Annotated in this window: 19 protein-coding genes; 12 read left to right on the forward strand and 7 right to left on the reverse strand. The window is 52.2% G+C overall.

Translation table 11 applies throughout. The features are described from left to right. Positions 1–57 precede the first annotated feature (57 nt). The 6 genes from OGY37_RS02660 to hisP all read left to right on the forward strand — a co-directional run bounded on the left by OGY37_RS02660 (position 58) and on the right by hisP (position 5,091). Positions 58–627, forward strand: coding sequence for a UbiX family flavin prenyltransferase (locus OGY37_RS02660; protein WP_003028125.1), 570 nt, complete (start codon positions 58–60; stop codon positions 625–627). 287 nt (positions 628–914) lie between these two features. Beyond that, positions 915–1,697, forward strand: a complete 783-nt coding sequence (gene argT, locus OGY37_RS02665) for a lysine/arginine/ornithine ABC transporter substrate-binding protein ArgT (RefSeq protein WP_149384758.1) — start codon at positions 915–917, stop codon at positions 1,695–1,697. A 247-nt stretch (positions 1,698–1,944) separates the two neighbouring features. Next, entirely contained in the window at positions 1,945–2,727 is a 783-nt protein-coding gene (gene hisJ, locus OGY37_RS02670) for a histidine ABC transporter substrate-binding protein HisJ (protein WP_003028120.1), read from the forward strand. Positions 2,728–2,913: 186 nt separating this feature from the next. Further along, on the forward strand, positions 2,914–3,600 hold the full coding sequence (locus OGY37_RS02675) for a histidine ABC transporter permease HisQ (protein ID WP_126317640.1): 687 nt from the start codon (positions 2,914–2,916) through the stop codon (positions 3,598–3,600). Beyond that, complete coding sequence (hisM, locus tag OGY37_RS02680; protein WP_003028116.1) at positions 3,597–4,304, forward strand: histidine ABC transporter permease HisM; 708 nt, start codon at positions 3,597–3,599, stop codon at positions 4,302–4,304. Before OGY37_RS02675 ends, hisM begins: the two co-directional genes overlap by 4 nt. Before the next feature lie 13 nt (positions 4,305–4,317). After that, positions 4,318–5,091, forward strand: a complete 774-nt coding sequence (gene hisP, locus OGY37_RS02685) for a histidine ABC transporter ATP-binding protein HisP (RefSeq protein WP_003028114.1) — start codon at positions 4,318–4,320, stop codon at positions 5,089–5,091. Positions 5,092–5,124: 33 nt separating this feature from the next. Here hisP and OGY37_RS02690 read toward each other — a convergent pair whose 3' ends face one another. The 4 genes from OGY37_RS02690 to yfcG all read right to left on the reverse strand — a co-directional run bounded on the left by OGY37_RS02690 (position 5,125) and on the right by yfcG (position 7,678). After that, positions 5,125–5,640, reverse strand: coding sequence for a GNAT family N-acetyltransferase (locus OGY37_RS02690; RefSeq protein WP_198579368.1), 516 nt, complete (start codon positions 5,638–5,640; stop codon positions 5,125–5,127). Positions 5,641–5,711: 71 nt separating this feature from the next. After that, complete coding sequence (locus tag OGY37_RS02695) at positions 5,712–6,605, reverse strand: TIGR01777 family oxidoreductase (protein WP_191236130.1); 894 nt, start codon at positions 6,603–6,605, stop codon at positions 5,712–5,714. Between the two features lie 20 nt (positions 6,606–6,625). Then, on the reverse strand, positions 6,626–6,988 hold the full coding sequence (folX, locus tag OGY37_RS02700) for a dihydroneopterin triphosphate 2'-epimerase (RefSeq protein WP_003028107.1): 363 nt from the start codon (positions 6,986–6,988) through the stop codon (positions 6,626–6,628). A gap of 54 nt (positions 6,989–7,042) precedes the next feature. Continuing rightward, positions 7,043–7,678 carry a GSH-dependent disulfide bond oxidoreductase gene (gene yfcG, locus OGY37_RS02705; protein WP_003834779.1) on the reverse strand — a complete coding sequence of 212 codons (636 nt, stop codon included), beginning with the start codon at positions 7,676–7,678 and terminating at the stop codon, positions 7,043–7,045. Between the two features lie 134 nt (positions 7,679–7,812). On the opposite strand from yfcG, the gene yfcF reads away from it, so the two are divergent. The 3 genes from yfcF to yfcD are packed head-to-tail and all read left to right on the forward strand — an operon-like array spanning position 7,813 to position 9,675. Beyond that, positions 7,813–8,457, forward strand: coding sequence for a glutathione transferase (gene yfcF / locus OGY37_RS02710; RefSeq protein WP_286620012.1), 645 nt, complete (start codon positions 7,813–7,815; stop codon positions 8,455–8,457). Positions 8,458–8,512: 55 nt separating this feature from the next. After that, positions 8,513–9,064, forward strand: a complete 552-nt coding sequence (yfcE, locus tag OGY37_RS02715) for a phosphodiesterase (RefSeq protein ID WP_286620014.1) — start codon at positions 8,513–8,515, stop codon at positions 9,062–9,064. A gap of 56 nt (positions 9,065–9,120) precedes the next feature. Continuing rightward, entirely contained in the window at positions 9,121–9,675 is a 555-nt protein-coding gene (gene yfcD, locus OGY37_RS02720) for an NUDIX hydrolase YfcD (RefSeq protein ID WP_003834775.1), read from the forward strand. A 56-nt stretch (positions 9,676–9,731) separates the two neighbouring features. On the opposite strand, the gene yfcC is transcribed toward yfcD, so the two are convergent. The 3 genes from yfcC to ackA all read right to left on the reverse strand — a co-directional run bounded on the left by yfcC (position 9,732) and on the right by ackA (position 14,874). Then, positions 9,732–11,252: a putative basic amino acid antiporter YfcC gene (gene yfcC, locus OGY37_RS02725; protein WP_003834773.1), complete on the reverse strand. Its 1,521-nt coding sequence runs from the start codon at positions 11,250–11,252 to the stop codon at positions 9,732–9,734. Positions 11,253–11,451: 199 nt separating this feature from the next. Next, on the reverse strand, positions 11,452–13,596 hold the full coding sequence (gene pta, locus OGY37_RS02730) for a phosphate acetyltransferase (RefSeq protein WP_008785351.1): 2,145 nt from the start codon (positions 13,594–13,596) through the stop codon (positions 11,452–11,454). A gap of 75 nt (positions 13,597–13,671) precedes the next feature. After that, positions 13,672–14,874, reverse strand: coding sequence for an acetate kinase (gene ackA / locus OGY37_RS02735; RefSeq protein ID WP_286620016.1), 1,203 nt, complete (start codon positions 14,872–14,874; stop codon positions 13,672–13,674). 339 nt (positions 14,875–15,213) lie between these two features. Between ackA and yfbV the strand changes: the two genes are divergently transcribed. The 3 genes from yfbV to OGY37_RS02750 all read left to right on the forward strand — a co-directional run bounded on the left by yfbV (position 15,214) and on the right by OGY37_RS02750 (position 16,917). After that, positions 15,214–15,669, forward strand: coding sequence for a terminus macrodomain insulation protein YfbV (yfbV, locus tag OGY37_RS02740; protein ID WP_003028087.1), 456 nt, complete (start codon positions 15,214–15,216; stop codon positions 15,667–15,669). 83 nt (positions 15,670–15,752) lie between these two features. Continuing rightward, complete coding sequence (locus OGY37_RS02745; protein WP_003028086.1) at positions 15,753–16,247, forward strand: YfbU family protein; 495 nt, start codon at positions 15,753–15,755, stop codon at positions 16,245–16,247. Beyond that, positions 16,240–16,917: a sugar phosphatase gene (locus tag OGY37_RS02750; RefSeq protein WP_286620241.1), complete on the forward strand. Its 678-nt coding sequence runs from the start codon at positions 16,240–16,242 to the stop codon at positions 16,915–16,917. The genes OGY37_RS02745 and OGY37_RS02750 overlap by 8 nt, the downstream gene beginning before the upstream one ends. The last annotated feature ends 74 nt before the right edge of the window (positions 16,918–16,991 follow it).

Genomic DNA, 16,991 nt, shown 5'->3' on the forward strand with positions numbered 1-16,991 from the left:
TGCAACTCACCGTAATTTCCTGCAAAGTCGGCCCTGAGCAAGTAAGGGCGATTACACATGAAACGACTCATCATTGGTATTTCTGGTGCAAGCGGGGCAATTTACGGCGTGCGCCTGTTGCAGGTATTGCGTGACGTCACTGATGTGGAAACCCACCTGGTGATGAGTGCCGCTGCCCGGCAGACGCTGGCGCTGGAAACGGACCTCTCTGTGCGCGACGTGCAGGCGCTGGCAAATGTGAATCACGATACCCGTGATATCGCCGCCAGTATCTCCTCCGGCTCTTTTCAGACCGCCGGAATGGTTATCCTGCCTTGTTCAATCAAAACGCTTTCTGGCATCGTCCACAGTTACACCGATGGGTTGCTTACCCGTGCGGCAGATGTGGTGTTGAAAGAACGTCGTCCGCTGGTACTGTGTGTACGCGAAACGCCGCTGCATCTGGGTCATCTGCGATTGATGACGCAGGCGGCAGAAATTGGGGCGGTGATTATGCCACCTGTCCCGGCGTTCTATCATCGTCCACAAACCCTCGATGATGTGATTAATCAAACGGTTAATCGCGTGCTTGACCAGTTTGATATTACCCTTCCGCAAGACCTGTTCACCCGCTGGCAAGGGGCGTAAGCCGTTCCATCAGCGTGCAAAGAATCATCCGTTGCCCTGTTTCAGGGCAATTTTGTAACCGCGATCATATCCTCAACATTTAATTCGTTAAAACTCAACGAAACGCTGCGGTTCAACCGCCAGACCTGCTATCTTCAAAATCAGGACATTATTGCAACGTTTTATTAACATATTTAACGTCGAATATCCTCATCGACGCGAAAATGGCATAAGACCTGCATGAAAAAGTCTGCAAACACACAACACAACGTAAAACATAATAAAATTACGCCACTTGAGGGTTATGTATGAAGAAGACGGTTCTTGCTTTGTCTTTGCTGGTAGGACTCTCCGCCACCGCGGCCAGCCACGCAGCACTTCCGCAGACGGTTCGTATTGGTACAGATACAACGTACGCTCCTTTTTCCTCTAAAGATGCCAAAGGCGACTTTGTCGGTTTTGATATCGATCTGGGAAATGAGATGTGTAAGCGCATGCAGATCAAATGCACCTGGGTTGCCAGCGACTTTGATGCGCTGATCCCATCGCTGAAAGCGAAAAAAATTGATGCCATCATCTCCTCGCTTTCTATCACCGAAAAGCGTCAGCAAGAGATTGCGTTCTCAGACAAACTTTACGCTGCAGACTCACGTCTGATCGCCGCGAAAGGTTCCCCAATTCAGCCGACTCTGGATTCCCTCAAGGGTAAACACGTTGGCGTCCTGCAAGGCTCTACTCAGGAAGCCTATGCCAATGACAACTGGCGCAGCAAAGGCGTGGACGTGGTGGCCTATGCGAACCAGGACCTCATCTATTCTGACCTGACGGCAGGCCGTCTGGACGCGGCATTACAAGATGAAGTTGCGGCCAGCGAAGGCTTCCTGAAGCAGCCTGCTGGTAAGGATTACGCTTTTGCCGGTCCGTCGGTGAAAGATAAAAAATACTTTGGTGATGGAACCGGGATTGGCTTGCGCAAAGATGATGCAGAGCTGAAAGCCGCTTTCGACAAAGCGCTGGGCGAACTGCGTAAAGACGGCACCTACGACAAAATGGCGAGCAAATATTTTAATTTTAATGTCTACGGCGATTAATACAGCGGCGTGGGGAATTGACTGCACCATTGCGGGTAACCATTTCGGTGCATAATAAATTCAGTGCACTGTTTTGGTGCTTTTATCGCTGACTTAATAGGCATGAGTGCATACTTAAGCGCTTTTCATGCAAATAAATACCGCCGACAGGGTAGAATGCTTTGCCTTGTCGGCCTGATTAATGGCACGATAACTGCACCTGGTCCTGTAAAGATCCCCTATAAAAGACAGTCTGTTGAGGATAGTTATGAAAAAACTGGTGTTGTCTCTTTCTTTGGTTCTGGCTTTCTCCAGTGCTACCGCAGCATTTGCAGCCATTCCGCAAAAAATTCGTATCGGTACCGATCCTACTTATGCGCCGTTCGAATCGAAGAATGCGCAGGGTGAATTAGTCGGTTTTGATATCGATCTGGCTAAAGAGCTGTGCAAACGTATCAATACGCAATGTACCTTCGTGGAAAACCCTCTGGACGCGCTGATCCCTTCGCTAAAAGCGAAGAAAATTGATGCCATCATGTCCTCGCTTTCCATTACTGAAAAACGTCAGCAGGAAATCGCATTTACCGACAAGCTTTATGCAGCCGATTCGCGTCTGGTTGTCGCTAAAGATTCTGCTATTCAGCCGACCATTGAGTCGCTGAAAGGTAAACGTGTTGGTGTGCTGCAGGGCACTACCCAGGAAACGTTCGGCAACGAACACTGGGCGCCAAAAGGTATTGAGATTGTCTCTTATCAGGGGCAGGACAATATCTATTCTGACCTGACTGCCGGGCGTATTGACGCCGCGTTCCAGGATGAAGTCGCGGCTAGCGAAGGCTTCCTGAAACAGCCAGTCGGTAAAGATTACAAATTCGGCGGCCCGTCTGTGAAAGACGAGAAGTTGTTCGGCGTGGGTACCGGTATGGGGCTGCGCAAAGACGATAACGAGCTGCGCGAAGCGCTGAACAAAGCCTTTGCCGAAATGCGAGCTGACGGTACTTACGAGAAGCTGGCGAAAAAGTACTTCGATTTTGATGTTTACGGCGGTTAATCACCGCAGGTGCTGATAAAGCCCGTAGATTTTTGACGCGTTGAATTTATGCCTGATGGCGCTGCGCTTATCCGGCCTGCAGTGATTTTGTAGGCCGGATAAGGCAAAACCGCCATCCGGCATTTAACGGTTAGTCTGAAATCAAAAGAGGCTTACTACTCCACCACACACGACAGGACAGGCAGCATGTTGTATGGCTTTTCAGGTGTTATTTTACAGGGCGCAATTGTTACGCTGGAGCTGGCACTCAGCTCGGTGGTACTGGCGGTTCTGATAGGTCTTGTCGGCGCAGCAGCAAAGCTGTCGCAAAGCCGGGCAATGGGGCTTATTTTCGAAGGGTACACAACGCTAATCCGCGGCGTGCCCGATCTGGTCTTAATGCTGCTCATCTTCTACGGATTACAAATCGCGCTGAATACCGTTACCGATGCCATCGGTATCGGCCAGATTGATATCGATCCGATGGTCGCGGGTATCATTACGCTCGGGTTTATCTACGGTGCCTATTTTACCGAAACATTCCGCGGTGCATTTATGGCTGTACCAAAAGGCCATATTGAAGCCGCGACGGCGTTTGGCTTTACCAGCTCACAAATATTTCGTCGCATTATGTTCCCGGCGATGATGCGCTATGCCTTACCGGGAATTGGCAACAACTGGCAGGTTATTCTTAAGGCTACGGCGCTGGTGTCGCTGCTTGGCCTGGAAGACGTGGTGAAAGCGACCCAGCTTGCCGGGAAGAGTACCTGGGAGCCGTTCTATTTTGCCGTCGTGTGCGGGGTCATCTATCTGGTGTTTACCACTGTTTCTAATGGTGTGCTGCTGTACCTTGAGCGCCGCTATTCCGTGGGTGTGAAGAGGGCTGACCTGTGATCGAGATTATTCAGGAGTACTGGAAGTCCCTGCTGTGGACCGACGGATATCGCTACACCGGCGTTGCTATCACACTGTGGCTTTTGATTTCATCAGTAGTGATGGGCGGAATACTGGCGCTGTTTTTGGCGATTGGCCGCGTTTCCAGTAATAAATTTATCCAGTTTCCCATCTGGCTGTTCACCTATATTTTTCGTGGGACGCCGCTGTACGTTCAGCTACTGGTGTTTTATTCCGGGATGTATACGCTGGAGATAGTTAAAGGCACGGACTTCCTCAACGCGTTTTTCCGCAGCGGGCTGAATTGCACCGTGCTGGCGCTGACGCTGAATACCTGCGCCTATACCACGGAGATTTTCGCCGGGGCTATCCGTTCCGTGCCTCACGGTGAGATTGAGGCTGCGCGCGCATATGGGTTCTCGTCGTTTAAACTGTATCGTTGCATTATTTTGCCTTCCGCGCTGCGTATTGCGCTGCCGGCTTACAGCAATGAAGTCATTTTAATGCTGCACTCCACGGCGCTGGCATTTACTGCAACGGTGCCTGATTTGTTGAAAATCGCTCGCGATATCAACTCGGCAACGTATCAGCCGTTTACCGCATTCGGTATTGCCGCTGTGCTGTATTTGATTATTTCGTATGTCCTGATCAGTCTGTTCCGTAAAGCGGAAAAACGCTGGTTGCAGCATGTATCCTCTAAATGATTCGAGTAACACGATGTCTGAAAATAAATTAAACGTTATCGATTTACATAAGCACTACGGCGAACATGAAGTGCTAAAAGGGGTATCGCTGCAGGCCAACGCGGGTGATGTTATCAGCATTATTGGCTCGTCAGGTTCCGGTAAAAGTACCTTCCTGCGCTGCATTAACTTTCTCGAGAAACCGAGTGCCGGGTCGATTGTCGTCAGTGGTCAGAACATTGGTCTGGTGCGCGACAAAGACGGCCAGTTGAAGGTTGCGGACAAAAATCAGCTGCGCCTGCTGCGTACGCGTCTGACGATGGTTTTTCAGCACTTTAATCTGTGGAGCCACATGACGGTGCTGGAAAACGTCATGGAAGCGCCGATTCAGGTGTTGGGGCTGAGCAAGCAGGAAGCTCGCGACCGTGCGGTGAAGTATCTGGCTAAAGTGGGCATTGATGAGCGCGCACAGGGCAAATATCCGGTGCACCTGTCCGGTGGTCAGCAGCAGCGTGTTTCCATTGCCCGTGCGCTGGCGATGGAACCGGAAGTGTTATTGTTTGATGAACCTACGTCGGCGCTTGATCCTGAGTTGGTGGGGGAAGTGCTGCGCATTATGCAACAGCTGGCTGAAGAGGGGAAAACCATGGTGGTGGTGACCCACGAAATGGGGTTTGCCCGTCATGTTTCCACGCACGTGATTTTCCTGCATCAGGGGAAAATTGAGGAAGAAGGCGACCCGGAACAGGTATTCGGTAATCCGCAAAGCCCACGCTTGCAGCAGTTCCTTAAAGGTTCACTGAAGTAAGCCAACAGCCCGGAGACGTTACGCTTTCCGGGCCTACAATTTTAGCGCATCTGACTCCAGACGATACACCCAGTCGTCGTAGGCGATGCCGTCAATCTCATACGCCTTTTCCAGTACCTGCGTACGTACAAAGCCTGTCTTTTCCAGAATACGGATTGAACCTTTATTATCCGCCAGCGCGTATGCGTTTATCGCCGTCACACCTGCATGCTCGAAGGCATACTGGCACACCGCGCGGACGGCTTCGCTGGCAATACCTTTCCCCTGAGCCTGTGGCATGATGGCGTAGCCGAGGTCGGCTTCATGCGGGTAAAGATGGCTGATTTGCAGACCAATATCGCCGAGTGGCGTTGGGCTGTAATGCTCGCGGATGACGAAAGTGTGCTGTGCGGCCAGACGTCTGGCGAATAACAGCCGGGTATCTTTCGCCGGGGCGATGTTGCCCATATAGCGCATGACTTCAGGACATTCACGGAGTTTCTGGAAAAATGACCAGTCAGAAAATTGAAACAAAGAGAGGGTAAGTCGGGGAGTCGATATTATCGCCATAACGTCGCCATTGCGGAAATCTGGTCTATAACCTTACCACCACAACGGCGACTGTGAATAGCGCTTAGGGGTTATCGGATGACATCCGCCAGCGCTTCCTCTAAATCGTACCAGCGAAACGTAAAACCGGAAGCTTCCAGGCGTTTGGGTAATGCGCGTTGTCCGCCAAGGACCAGTACTGACGATTCCCCCATCAGCAGTCGCATAGCGGTGGCGGGAACGCGCAGAATGGCAGGGCGGTTCAGAGCGTGACCCAGCGCGTGGGCAAACTGCTCATTGTGCACCGGGTATGGCGAAACCATATTGAAGGGACCGCGTAGATCGTTATTCAACAGCCAGATAATTCCGTTGACCATATCATCAACATGGATCCAGGCCATATACTGGCGTCCGTTACCGATCGGGCCGCCTAAGCCAAGACGAAACGGCGGGACCATTTTTGCCAGAATGCCGCCTGCTGAGGCCAGTACCACGCCGGTACGCAGCATACATACGCGGGTTTTGTCGCTTTGCGCAGTGCTGGCAATTTGCTCCCAGCGGGCGCACAGCTTGTGGGTAAATTCGTTATGCGGTGGCTCTTCTTCCGTAACCACAACTTCGCCCAAATCGCCGTAGTAACCGGTAGCGGAACCGGAGATTAACACTGAGGGCGGCGTCTCGCTGGCATTGATTAAATCGACCAGTTTCTGCGTAATGCCCCAACGGCTCTGGCACAGGCGCTCCTTTTGCTGTGCGCTCCAGCGCTTATCTGCAATAGGTTCTCCGGCAAGGTTAATCACGGCATCAATGTCATTGAGATGTTGCCGCTCTTCCAGTCCTTTCCATAACGCGACCCGAGAGTCGAGAATCTGACGCGCTTTATCAGGGGTACGTGTCACTACAATTATCTGATGCCCCAGTTCCAGCAGGCAGGGGATCAGATGACGTCCAATCAGGCCAGTACCGCCGGTAATCAGAATCTGCATGTCGCCTCCCGGGTTACGTTTTAGCGCTGCCAGCTCAGCGTCATTGATACTGAGTCGGCATAACGCAATGCGTGAAGTTTATCTATCTCCACTTCAGCATAAGTGACCCAGTGATGTTCGCGTGCGATATCGAGCACATCTTGAGTTAATTTTTCTAACAATGAGAAGCGGTTACCCTCCACGTGGGCAATGATGCTTTTGGTGATAGTGCGATAATTCAGCGCGTCGTTGATATCTTCGCTGGTACGGGCTTTGTCTGCCGGATAGTGAATGGCAATGTTGATGACGATATCCTGGCGATTAAGGATCTCCTCTTCTTTGATGCCGATAAAGGTGCGTAGACGAAGGTTTTTTATACGAATAATGGCGTCAGGTTGTGACATTGCAGGTTTCCTCCATGTATGAACCTCTGCATGATACACGAGAACCGAATTGCGTCACCGCTTCTCACTCTGTGCTTGCTGCATGGCGCGTTCCGTGGCGGGACGCGTACGGATGCGTTCGTGCCAGTTATTGACTGCCGGATAGTTGTCGAGATCGATGCGCTGACGCTGATGGGCGTGGATCCACGGCCAGCAGGCAATGTCAGCAATGCTGTAGTGATCGCCTCCCAGCCAGGGTGACGTTTCCAGACGTTTATTCATCACGTTGTACAGGCGCTGGGTTTCAACCTGGTATCTTTCAATAGCGTAAGGGATCGTTTGTGGAGCGTAATGACTGAAATGATGATTCTGCCCCAGCATAGGACCCAGACCGCTGACCTGCCAGAACAACCACTGGAGCGTGGTGTGGCGTTCGCGTAATTCACCGCTGAGCAGCTTACCGCTCTTCTCCGCCAGATAGAGTAAAATTTCTCCGGACTCAAACAGGCTGATGGGCCTTCCGCCGTCCACCGGGGCATGATCGATAATGGCCGGGATTTTATTGTTCGGCGAGATCTGCAGAAAATCGGGGCGAAACTGGCTACCTTTGCTGATATCGACATGAATCAGACGGTATTGCAGCTGCGCCTCTTCAAGAAACAACGTGATTTTGTGACCGTTTGGCGATGGCGTGTAATAGAGATCGATCATTTTCAGCATCCGTTTTGTCATGAACCGGGTCATAACAAGTATAGAGCCTGTTGGCGTGCGTGAGTTTTCATCAAGTGACAGCGAGAGAAAGACTCTATATTTTGAAGGCAAGCCAATACACTTCAGAGGACATTATGAGCAAACCTGCAATTACGCTGTGGTCAGATGCCAATTTTTTCTCCCCTTACGTGCTGTCTGTTTATGTCGCTCTGCAAGAGAAAGGGCTGCCTTTTACGCTGAAAACTGTTGACCTCAGCAGTGGCGAACATTTGCAACCGTCATGGCAGGGTTACGCCTTAACGCGCCGCGTACCGGTTCTGGAGATCGATGGTTTTGAACTGAGCGAATCATCAGCGATTACGGAATTCCTGGAAGAGAGCTTTGCGCCGCCACAGTGGGAGCGTATCTATCCGCACGATGTGCAAAAACGCGCGCGGGCGCGCCAGGTTCAGGCGTGGATCCGCAGCGATTTAATGCCTATCCGTGAAGAACGCTCAACGGATGTGGTTTTTGCTGGCGTAAAGAAAGCTCCGTTGAGTGAAGCGGGAAAAGCCAGTGCGGAAAAACTGTTCGCTACTGCGAGCAGTTTACTGAGCCACGGTAAGCAGAATTTATTTGGCGAATGGTGTATCGCTGACTGTGATTTAGCGCTAATGCTTAATCGCCTGGTCCTGAATGGCGATGAGGTTCCAGAAGCGCTTGCGGAATACGCCACCTTCCAGTGGCAGCGCGCCTCAGTACAGCGTTTTATCGCGCTTTCAGCGAAGCGTTCCTGCTGAAAAACGGGCCGTAATCCAGTATCATTACAAGGTACTTTTCAGCGAGGAGTGAGTGATGAAACTGATGTTCGCATCGGACATTCATGGTTCGTTGCCAGCCACGGAACGCGTGCTCGAACGGTTTGCTGCAAGCGCCGCGCAATGGCTGGTGATATTGGGTGATGTTTTAAACCACGGGCCGCGTAATGCGCTTCCAGAAGGCTATGCACCTGCGCAGGTTGCTGAGCGGCTGAATGAGCAGGCATCACGAATTATTGCGGTGCGTGGTAATTGCGACAGCGAAGTGGATCAGATGCTCCTGCATTTTCCGATGACTGCGCCGTGGCAGCAAATTCTGACAGAAAATCAGCGACTCTTTTTGACGCACGGACATCTTTTTGGCCCGCAAAATATGCCGGCGCTCAATGCGGGCGATGTTCTGGTTTATGGGCATACTCATCTGCCGGTTGCTGAGCGGCGCGAGGATATCTATCATTTCAATCCCGGTTCGGTAAGCATCCCGAAAGGGGGCTTTGCGGCAAGTTACGGGATTCTGGATGATAATGTTCTCAGCGTAATGGCACTCAATGATCAAAGTGTTATTGCACAGGTCGAGATTAATCCGTAATTTACCCCACAAACATAAACGCGCCGTAAGAGCGCCAGAAAAAAGAAGGTTTCCTGATGGTGGAACAGCGTCGTTTGGCAAGTACTGAATGGGTGGATATTGTGAATGAAGACAACGAAGTCATTGCACAGTCCAGCCGGGAACAAATGCGGGCGCAACGCTTACGCCATCGTGCAACGTATATCGTTGTGCATGATGGTATGGGCAAAATTCTGGTTCAACGTCGCACTGAGACAAAAGATTTTTTGCCCGGCATGCTGGATGCCACCGCAGGCGGTGTGGTTCAGGCTGACGAGCAGATGCTGGAATCAGCGCGTCGTGAAGCAGAAGAGGAACTGGGGATTGCGGGCGTGCCGTTTGCCGAGCATGGTCAGTTTTACTTTGAAGACCAGAACTGTCGCGTATGGGGTGGGTTGTTTAGCTGCGTTTCCCACGGACCGTTTGCGCTTCAGGAAGATGAGGTCAGTGAAGTTTGCTGGTTGACGCCGGAAGAAATTACCGCGCGCTGCGACGAATTTACACCGGACTCCCTGAAAGCCCTGGCGCTGTGGATGACCCGCAACGCCAAGAATGAAGGGGCGAAAGCCGAAAAGCAGGAAGAAGCTGAGTAAACTCTGTTCATCCGGCCTACTGCGTCGAGAAATCGAGTAGGCCGGACGCACACTTTTTAATGGTAACCCATCATCTGCGCGCCAATCACCACCACGCTGGACATAATAAACAGCAGTCCCAACAGCGTAGCACCTACCTTCAGCCAGTTACGAAAATCCACCCGACAAACGCCTAACGTAGCCATCAGAGATGCTGACGTCGGATAGATAATATGACTGAATCCGTCGCCAAACTGGAAGGCCAGGACCGTGACCTGACGGTTTACGCCAACCAGATCGCCCAGCGGTGCCAGTAGCGGCATGGTTAACGCAGCCTGACCAGAGCCGGAAGTGACGAAGAAATTAAATACTGCCTGGAACAATAGCATAAACCACGCCGCGATGGCGTTATCCAGCCCGCTGATGCCATTGGCAATGCTGTGCAGCAGAGTGTTTAACACGCTGGCTTCACCCGCCTCTCCATTACCGACCAGCAGTAAAATGCCTTTGGCAAAACCAACCAGCAGGGCAGGGGCAATCATCATTCGTGCACCCTCAGTGAATGAGGAGGCCATGATGTTGACCGTCATGCCGTTTAGCCGAAACACGACGCCGATAATGCCAATCACCAGACCCATCGTGAAGAACTGACTGGCGATCTCAGGAATAAACCACGCGTTGACGATAACGCCCCAGACAACCCAAATCATCACCGCGGTCAGCACCAGTAGCACTAACCAGTCGCCCAGCGTGAAGCGTCGTTCCACGACCTCGTCCTGCTGCTCGCGAAAGAAGCGGTCGGATTCATGTACCCGGGACAAAAGCGGATTCTTTTTGATACGCGCCGCATAGGCCAGCGTGAAGGTCAGCCCGATTAGTGTAGCGATCACCCAGACCGCGATGCGTAGCCCGGAACCAGAGAGCACCGGTACTCCCGCAATACCTTGCGCGACCACCACGCAAAATGGGTTCATCCATGAGCTGGCGAAACCAATCTGAGTCGCGATATAGGTAACCAGAACGGTGGTGATACTGTCGTAACCTAGCCGTACCATCAAAGGCGCGATGATAATGGCAAAGGCAACAGCCTCTTCCCCCATGCCAAACACCGCGCCGCCTAAGGAGAAGAGAATAAACAGCACTGGGATAAACAGGACCTCGTTGCCCCGCGTATGGCGAATGAGCGCCAGGATGCCGTTATCAATGGTGCCGGTACGCATAACGATGCCGAATGCACCGCCAATGACCAGCATAAACATAATGATGCCGACAGCAGTGCCGAATTTCGAGCCGGAGGTTAATCCTTCAAACGGGAAATTCATCAGGCCTGGGCGTTCATCTCCGGTGGTGAATAACTGCACCCGGTGATACTGCTCTTCACCTGCGTCGTTGGTCAGAATACGAAAGGAATGGGGGTCAACCACCTTACGGGTTTTGGTTTGTCCATCAACCTGATACTGAACTTCCTGGCTATCGAACATCCCGACGGGAACAACCCATGTTGCCAGACTGGTTAAAATGGCGACGAAAAAAATAATCACCAGCGTGTCGGGCATCGCCCATTTTTTAGCTGGCTGTGATTCTGTTACTGCTGACATGAAAGACTATCCCTGTTGCAACGCAAAAGAGAGTAAGTATGCGAACAGAAGAATGGTTATTCATTGATGCAGCGCATTCAGGCAAATATTTCAGATTATGCCAAAGGGGAAACAGACATAAAAAAACCGGAAATATCAGCTATTTCCGGTTTGATAAGCAGATGTGTTGCCGGATAAGAGATCCGGCACACTCGGCAGATTACTGCTGCTGCTGGGAAGACTGGATCGCGGTCAGTGCGATGGTGTAGACGATATCGTCTACCAGCGCGCCACGAGACAGGTCGTTCACCGGCTTGCGCATACCCTGCAGCATCGGCCCGATGGAGATCAGGTCGGCAGAACGCTGAACCGCTTTGTAGGTGGTGTTACCGGTGTTCAGATCCGGGAAGATGAACACGGTAGCGCGACCTGCCACCGGAGAGTTCGGCGCTTTGGATTTTGCTACGTCAGCCATAACGGCGGCGTCGTACTGCAGCGGACCGTCGATCATCAGGTCAGGACGTTTTTCCTGCGCCAGACGGGTTGCTTCGCGAACTTTCTCTACGTCGCTACCTGCACCAGAAGTACCGGTGGAGTAAGAGAGCATCGCTACGCGCGGTTCGATACCGAAGGCAATTGCGGAATCAGCGGATTGAATCGCGATTTCTGCCAGCTGCTCTGCGGTCGGATCCGGGTTGATCGCGCAGTCGCCGTAAACGTAAACCTGATCCGGCAGCAGCATGAAGAACACGGAAGACACCAGGGAGCTACCCGGCGCAGTTTTGATCAGCTGCAGCGGCGGACGGATGGTGTTCGCGGTGGTGTGTACTGCACCAGAAACCAGGCCGTCAACGTCGTCTTGCTCCAGCATCAGGGTACCGAGAACCACGTTGTCTTCCAGCTGTTCGCGGGCAACGGTTTCGGTCATACCTTTGTTTTTACGCAGTTCGACCAGGCGAGCAACGTAGCTTTCGCGAACCACATCTGGATCAACGATTTCTACGCCAGCGCCCAGTTCAACGCCCTGAGAGGCTGCAACGCGGGTGATCTCATCCGGGTTACCCAGCAGTACGCAGGTTGCGATACCACGTTCAGCACAGATGGCTGCTGCTTTAACGGTACGCGGTTCGTCGCCTTCCGGCAGAACAACGCGTTTGCCCGCTTTGCGCGCCAGCTCGGTCAACTGGTAACGGAACGCTGGCGGAGACAGACGACGGCTGCGCTCAGAGGTCGCAGTCAGGGATTCAATCCAGTCAGCGTTGATGTAGTTAGCAACGTATTCCTGGACTTTCTCAATGCGCTCGTGATCGTCAACCGGAACTTCCAGGTTGAAGCTCTGCAGGCTCAGAGAGGTCTGCCAGGTGTTGGTGTTTACCATGAATACCGGCAGGCCGGTTTCAAATGCACGTTCGCACAGTTTAGTGATGCGCGCGTCCATTTCGTAGCCGCCAGTCAGCAGCAGGGCACCGATTTCCACGCCGTTCATGGCCGCCAGGCATGCTGCAACCAGCACGTCAGGACGATCTGCGGAAGTTACCAGCAGGGAGCCTGCGCGGAAGTGTTCCAGCATGTGCGGAATGCTGCGTGCGCAGAACGTCACAGACTTCACGCGACGGGTGTTGATATCGCCTTCGTTAACGATGGTGGCGTTCAGGTGACGCGCCATATCGATTGCACGAGTAGCGATCAGATCGAAGCTCCATGGCACCGCGCCCAGAACCGGCAGCGGGCTGGATTCTTGCAGTTTAGCCGGATCAACTTTGATCACTTTCGCTTTGGAAGAGTCGTCGAAAATCTCGGACAGATCCGGGCGAGTACGGCCCTGCTCATCAACCGGTGCGTTCAGTTTGTTAACGATTACGCCGGTGATGTTGGTGTTTTTCGCGCCGCCGAAGCTGCTGCGAGTCAGTTCAATACGCTCGTTCAGCTGTTCTGGGGTGTCGGTACCCTGAGACATAACGAAGACGATTTCCGCGTTCAGCGTTTTCGCGATTTCGTAGTTCAGGGACTGCGCGAACTGATGTTTACGGGTTGGGACCAGGCCTTCAACCAGTACAACTTCAGCGTCTTTGGTGTTCGCGTGGTAGTTCGCGATGATCTCTTCCATCAGCACATCTTTCTGATTGCTGGACAGCAGAGATTCAACGTGGCTCATCTTCAGCGGCTCAGCGGCTGGCAGAGAAGAGTTAGCGCGGACGATGCTGGTAGTCTGGTCTGGCGCATCGCCACCGGCACGCGGTTGAGCAATCGGCTTAAAGACGCTCAGACGAACGCCTTTGCGTTCCATTGCGCGGATCACGCCAAGGCTGACGCTGGTCAGGCCGACGCTGGTTCCGGTAGGGATCAGCATAATAATACGGGACACGGTTTATCCTCTTTCGTTACCGCCAATTTAGACGGGTTACAAAACAGCACCGCCAGCTAGGCTGGCGGTGTGAAATCAGGCAGTCAGGCGGCTCGCGTCTTGCGCGATAACCAGTTCTTCGTTGGTTGGGATAACCAGCGCAGGACGGGTACCTTCTTTGTTGATGAAACCAGATTTGCCGAAACGTGCGGCCAGGTTACGTTCGTGGTCAACTTCAAAGCCCAGAACGCCCAGTTTGCCCAGAGACAGTTCACGAACCATCGCTGCGTTTTCACCGATACCACCGGTGAAGACAACTGCATCCAGACGACCATCCATCAGCGCAGTGTAAGAACCGATGTATTTCGCCAGACGGTGGCAGTAAACGTCCATTGCACGTTTAGCGTCTTCTTTAGTAGCGTAGTTATCTTCAACATAACGGCAGTCGCTGGTGACTTCGGTCAGACCCAGCAGGCCGGACTCTTTGGTCAGCATTTTGTTGATCTGGTCAACGCTCATGCCCAGGGTATCGTGCAGGTGGAAGATGATCGCCGGGTCGATGTCACCGGAACGTGTACCCATCACCAGACCTTCCAGTGGGGTCAGACCCATGGAGGTATCAACACATTTACCGTTACGGATAGCAGATACAGAACCGCCGTTGCCCAGGTGGCAAGTGATGATGTTCAGCTCTTCAACCGGTTTGTTCAGTACTTTTGCCGCTTCCTGAGTGACGAAGAAGTGGCTGGTACCGTGTGCGCCGTAACGACGAACGCCGTGTTCTTTGTAGAGGCTGTACGGCAGAGCATAGAGGTAAGACTCTTCCGGCATAGTCTGATGGAACGCGGTGTCGAATACAGCCACGTTTTTGTCTATCAGATTAGGGAAGGATTTCAGCGCTTCTGCGATACCGATCAGGTGAGCCGGGTTATGCAGCGGTGCGAAAGAGGCAGAATCTTTGATGCCCTGAATAACGGAATCATCGATAACCACAGAGCTGGTGTACTTCTCACCGCCGTGTACGATACGGTGACCAATAGCGGTCAATTGCGCAGACAATTCTGGTTTTTGTGCCAGAATAGTGTTAACGATAAAGTTCAGCGCTTCACTGTGAGCGGCGCCTGCACCTAAAGCCGCTTCTTGTTTACCGCCGTCCATTTTCCACTTGATTCGTGCTTCTGGGAGATGGAAACATTCGGCTAAACCAGAGAGGTATTCTTCACCGTTTACTGCATCGATGATGGCAAATTTCAGTGAGGAGCTACCGCAGTTCAGAACCAGTACTAACTTACTCGACATGGAAGTACCTATTTATGATACGTGGCTAAAAAAACGTCAGGGAGTCATAGAGCGTAGCGCATGATGACACCGACGTTTATGATTAACATCATGCGCCATAGTCTTTTTGGGCACGATGGAATAAATACCTTTGAGTCTATGTCATTTTGCGTATTTTTCAGGCAATGGCATAATGTATGCCAATTTGACGACTCAATGATTTTGGACTACAGGCCTTACAGGCCGGCACAGGATACCTGAATGTGGGTATCAAAGACAAAATGTTTTGAACGATGTCCCTTGTAGTTGTTGTTTTGCACAAATTTTTTAATTTTTATATGTGAAGTTGAGGTAACCGCCATGTCGACACCGGATAATCGCTCCGTCAATTTTTTTAGCTTGTTTCGCCGGGGGCAGCACTATGCAAAGACGTGGCCAATGGAAAAGCGCCTTGCGCCCGTGTTTGTTGAGAACCGCGTGATCCGCATGACGCGTTACGCGATCCGTTTTATGCCGCCTATCGCCGTCTTCACCTTATGTTGGCAAATTGCGTTAGGGGGGCAGTTGGGCCCGGCCGTGGCGACTGCGCTGTTTGCGCTTAGCCTGCCGATGCAGGGGATGTGGTGGCTGGGAAAACGTTCTGTAACGCCGCTGCCGCCTTCAATTCTCAATTGGTTCTACGAAGTTCGGGGTAAATTGCAAGAAGCCGGTCAGGCGCTCTCTCCGGTAGAAGGAAAGCCGGATTATCAGGCGCTGGCTGACACGCTTAAGCGCGCCTTCAAACAACTGGATAAAACTTTCCTTGATGATTTGTAATTGACCCCTGATTACGCATATAAAAGAAGGCACATGATGCCTTCTTTTTTTTCATCGCAGTAGTAGTGATACAGGAGTCCCAAATGGAAATGACCAACGCTCAACGTCTGATTTTGTCGAATCAGTACAAAATGATGACTATGCTCGATCCAACTAACGCCGAGCGTTATCGTCGTTTGCAGACGATTATTGAACGCGGTTACGGCTTGCAGATGCGTGAGCTGGATCGTGAGTTTGGTGAGCTGACGGAAGAAACCTGTCGTACGATTATCGATATTATGGAGATGTATCACGCATTACATGTGTCCTGGACTAATCTTAAGGATGCACAGGCTATTGATGAGCGTCGCGTGACCTTCCTCGGTTTTGACGCTGCAACGGAAGCCCGTTTCCTCGGGTATGTTCGTTTTATGGTCAATGTGGAAGGTCGTTACACCCACTTTGATGCGGGTACGCATGGCTTCAACGCCCAGACCCCAATGTGGGAAAAATATCAGCGTATGCTGAATGTTTGGCACTCTTGCCCGCGTCAGTATCACCTGAGCGCGAATGAAATTAACCAAATCATTAATGCCTGAGGGGGCGAGCGTGCAGTGCAAAGGTTTTCTGTTTGATCTGGATGGAACGCTGGTCGATTCCTTACCCGCAGTAGAGCGTGCGTGGTGCAACTGGGCCGATCGCTTCGGCCTCGATCACGCCGAGGTGCTCGGCTTTATTCATGGCAAGCAGGCCATTACCTCCCTGCGACACTTTATGGTGGGCAAATCTGAGGCAGAGATCGCCGCGGAGTTTACCCGTCTTGAGCAGATCGAAGCGACGGAAACCTCCGGGATCACCGCGCTGCCGGGGGCTGTTGATTTACTCAACCATCTCAATAAAGCGGGTATTCCATGGGCGATTGTGACCTCCGGCTCCATGCCGGTCGCACGGGCGCGCCATCGTGTTGCTGGGCTTCCTGCTCCAGAAGTGTTTGTCACCGCCGAGCGGGTAAAAAGAGGGAAACCAGAGCCCGACGCGTATCTGTTAGGCGCTCAGCTTCTGGGTCTGGCGCCGCAGGAATGTGCAGTGGTGGAAGATGCCCCCGCCGGGGTGCTCTCAGGACTGGCGGCTGGGTGCCATGTCATCGCGGTTAACGCGCCAGCGGATACGCCGCGTCTGGACGAAGTTGATTTTTCGCTGACCAGTCTGGAACATATTTCTGTGACCAAACAACCCAACGGAAATGTGGTCGTTATAAGAAATACCTGATCATGATTTAGCCCCAGATTGTTGGGGCTTTTTTATGGCAGAATCAGTCCATCCCTCTCATTTAACAAGGATAT

It is taken from the genome of Citrobacter sp. Cpo030, assembly GCF_030333005.1.
GTDB lineage: Bacteria > Pseudomonadota > Gammaproteobacteria > Enterobacterales > Enterobacteriaceae > Citrobacter > Citrobacter portucalensis.

Bases quoted from the DNA above. Each gene is read 5' to 3' on its own strand.
- yfcC (WP_003834773.1), bottom strand. From the start codon at position 11,252: ATGTCAGCAGTAACAGAATCACAGCCAGCTAAAAAATGGGCGATGCCC.
- OGY37_RS02745 (WP_003028086.1), top strand. From the start codon at position 15,753: ATGGAAATGACCAACGCTCAACGTCTGATTTTGTCGAATCAGTACAAA.
- OGY37_RS02675 (WP_126317640.1), top strand. From the start codon at position 2,914: ATGTTGTATGGCTTTTCAGGTGTTATTTTACAGGGCGCAATTGTTACG.
- OGY37_RS02660 (WP_003028125.1), top strand. From the start codon at position 58: ATGAAACGACTCATCATTGGTATTTCTGGTGCAAGCGGGGCAATTTAC.
- yfcE (WP_286620014.1), top strand. From the start codon at position 8,513: ATGAAACTGATGTTCGCATCGGACATTCATGGTTCGTTGCCAGCCACG.
- folX (WP_003028107.1), bottom strand. From the start codon at position 6,988: ATGTCACAACCTGACGCCATTATTCGTATAAAAAACCTTCGTCTACGC.
- OGY37_RS02690 (WP_198579368.1), bottom strand. From the start codon at position 5,640: ATGGCGATAATATCGACTCCCCGACTTACCCTCTCTTTGTTTCAATTT.
- OGY37_RS02750 (WP_286620241.1), top strand. From the start codon at position 16,240: ATGCCTGAGGGGGCGAGCGTGCAGTGCAAAGGTTTTCTGTTTGATCTG.
- hisJ (WP_003028120.1), top strand. From the start codon at position 1,945: ATGAAAAAACTGGTGTTGTCTCTTTCTTTGGTTCTGGCTTTCTCCAGT.
- yfcF (WP_286620012.1), top strand. From the start codon at position 7,813: ATGAGCAAACCTGCAATTACGCTGTGGTCAGATGCCAATTTTTTCTCC.
- OGY37_RS02695 (WP_191236130.1), bottom strand. From the start codon at position 6,605: ATGCAGATTCTGATTACCGGCGGTACTGGCCTGATTGGACGTCATCTG.
- ackA (WP_286620016.1), bottom strand. From the start codon at position 14,874: ATGTCGAGTAAGTTAGTACTGGTTCTGAACTGCGGTAGCTCCTCACTG.
- yfbV (WP_003028087.1), top strand. From the start codon at position 15,214: ATGTCGACACCGGATAATCGCTCCGTCAATTTTTTTAGCTTGTTTCGC.
- hisP (WP_003028114.1), top strand. From the start codon at position 4,318: ATGTCTGAAAATAAATTAAACGTTATCGATTTACATAAGCACTACGGC.
- yfcD (WP_003834775.1), top strand. From the start codon at position 9,121: ATGGTGGAACAGCGTCGTTTGGCAAGTACTGAATGGGTGGATATTGTG.
- argT (WP_149384758.1), top strand. From the start codon at position 915: ATGAAGAAGACGGTTCTTGCTTTGTCTTTGCTGGTAGGACTCTCCGCC.
- yfcG (WP_003834779.1), bottom strand. From the start codon at position 7,678: ATGATCGATCTCTATTACACGCCATCGCCAAACGGTCACAAAATCACG.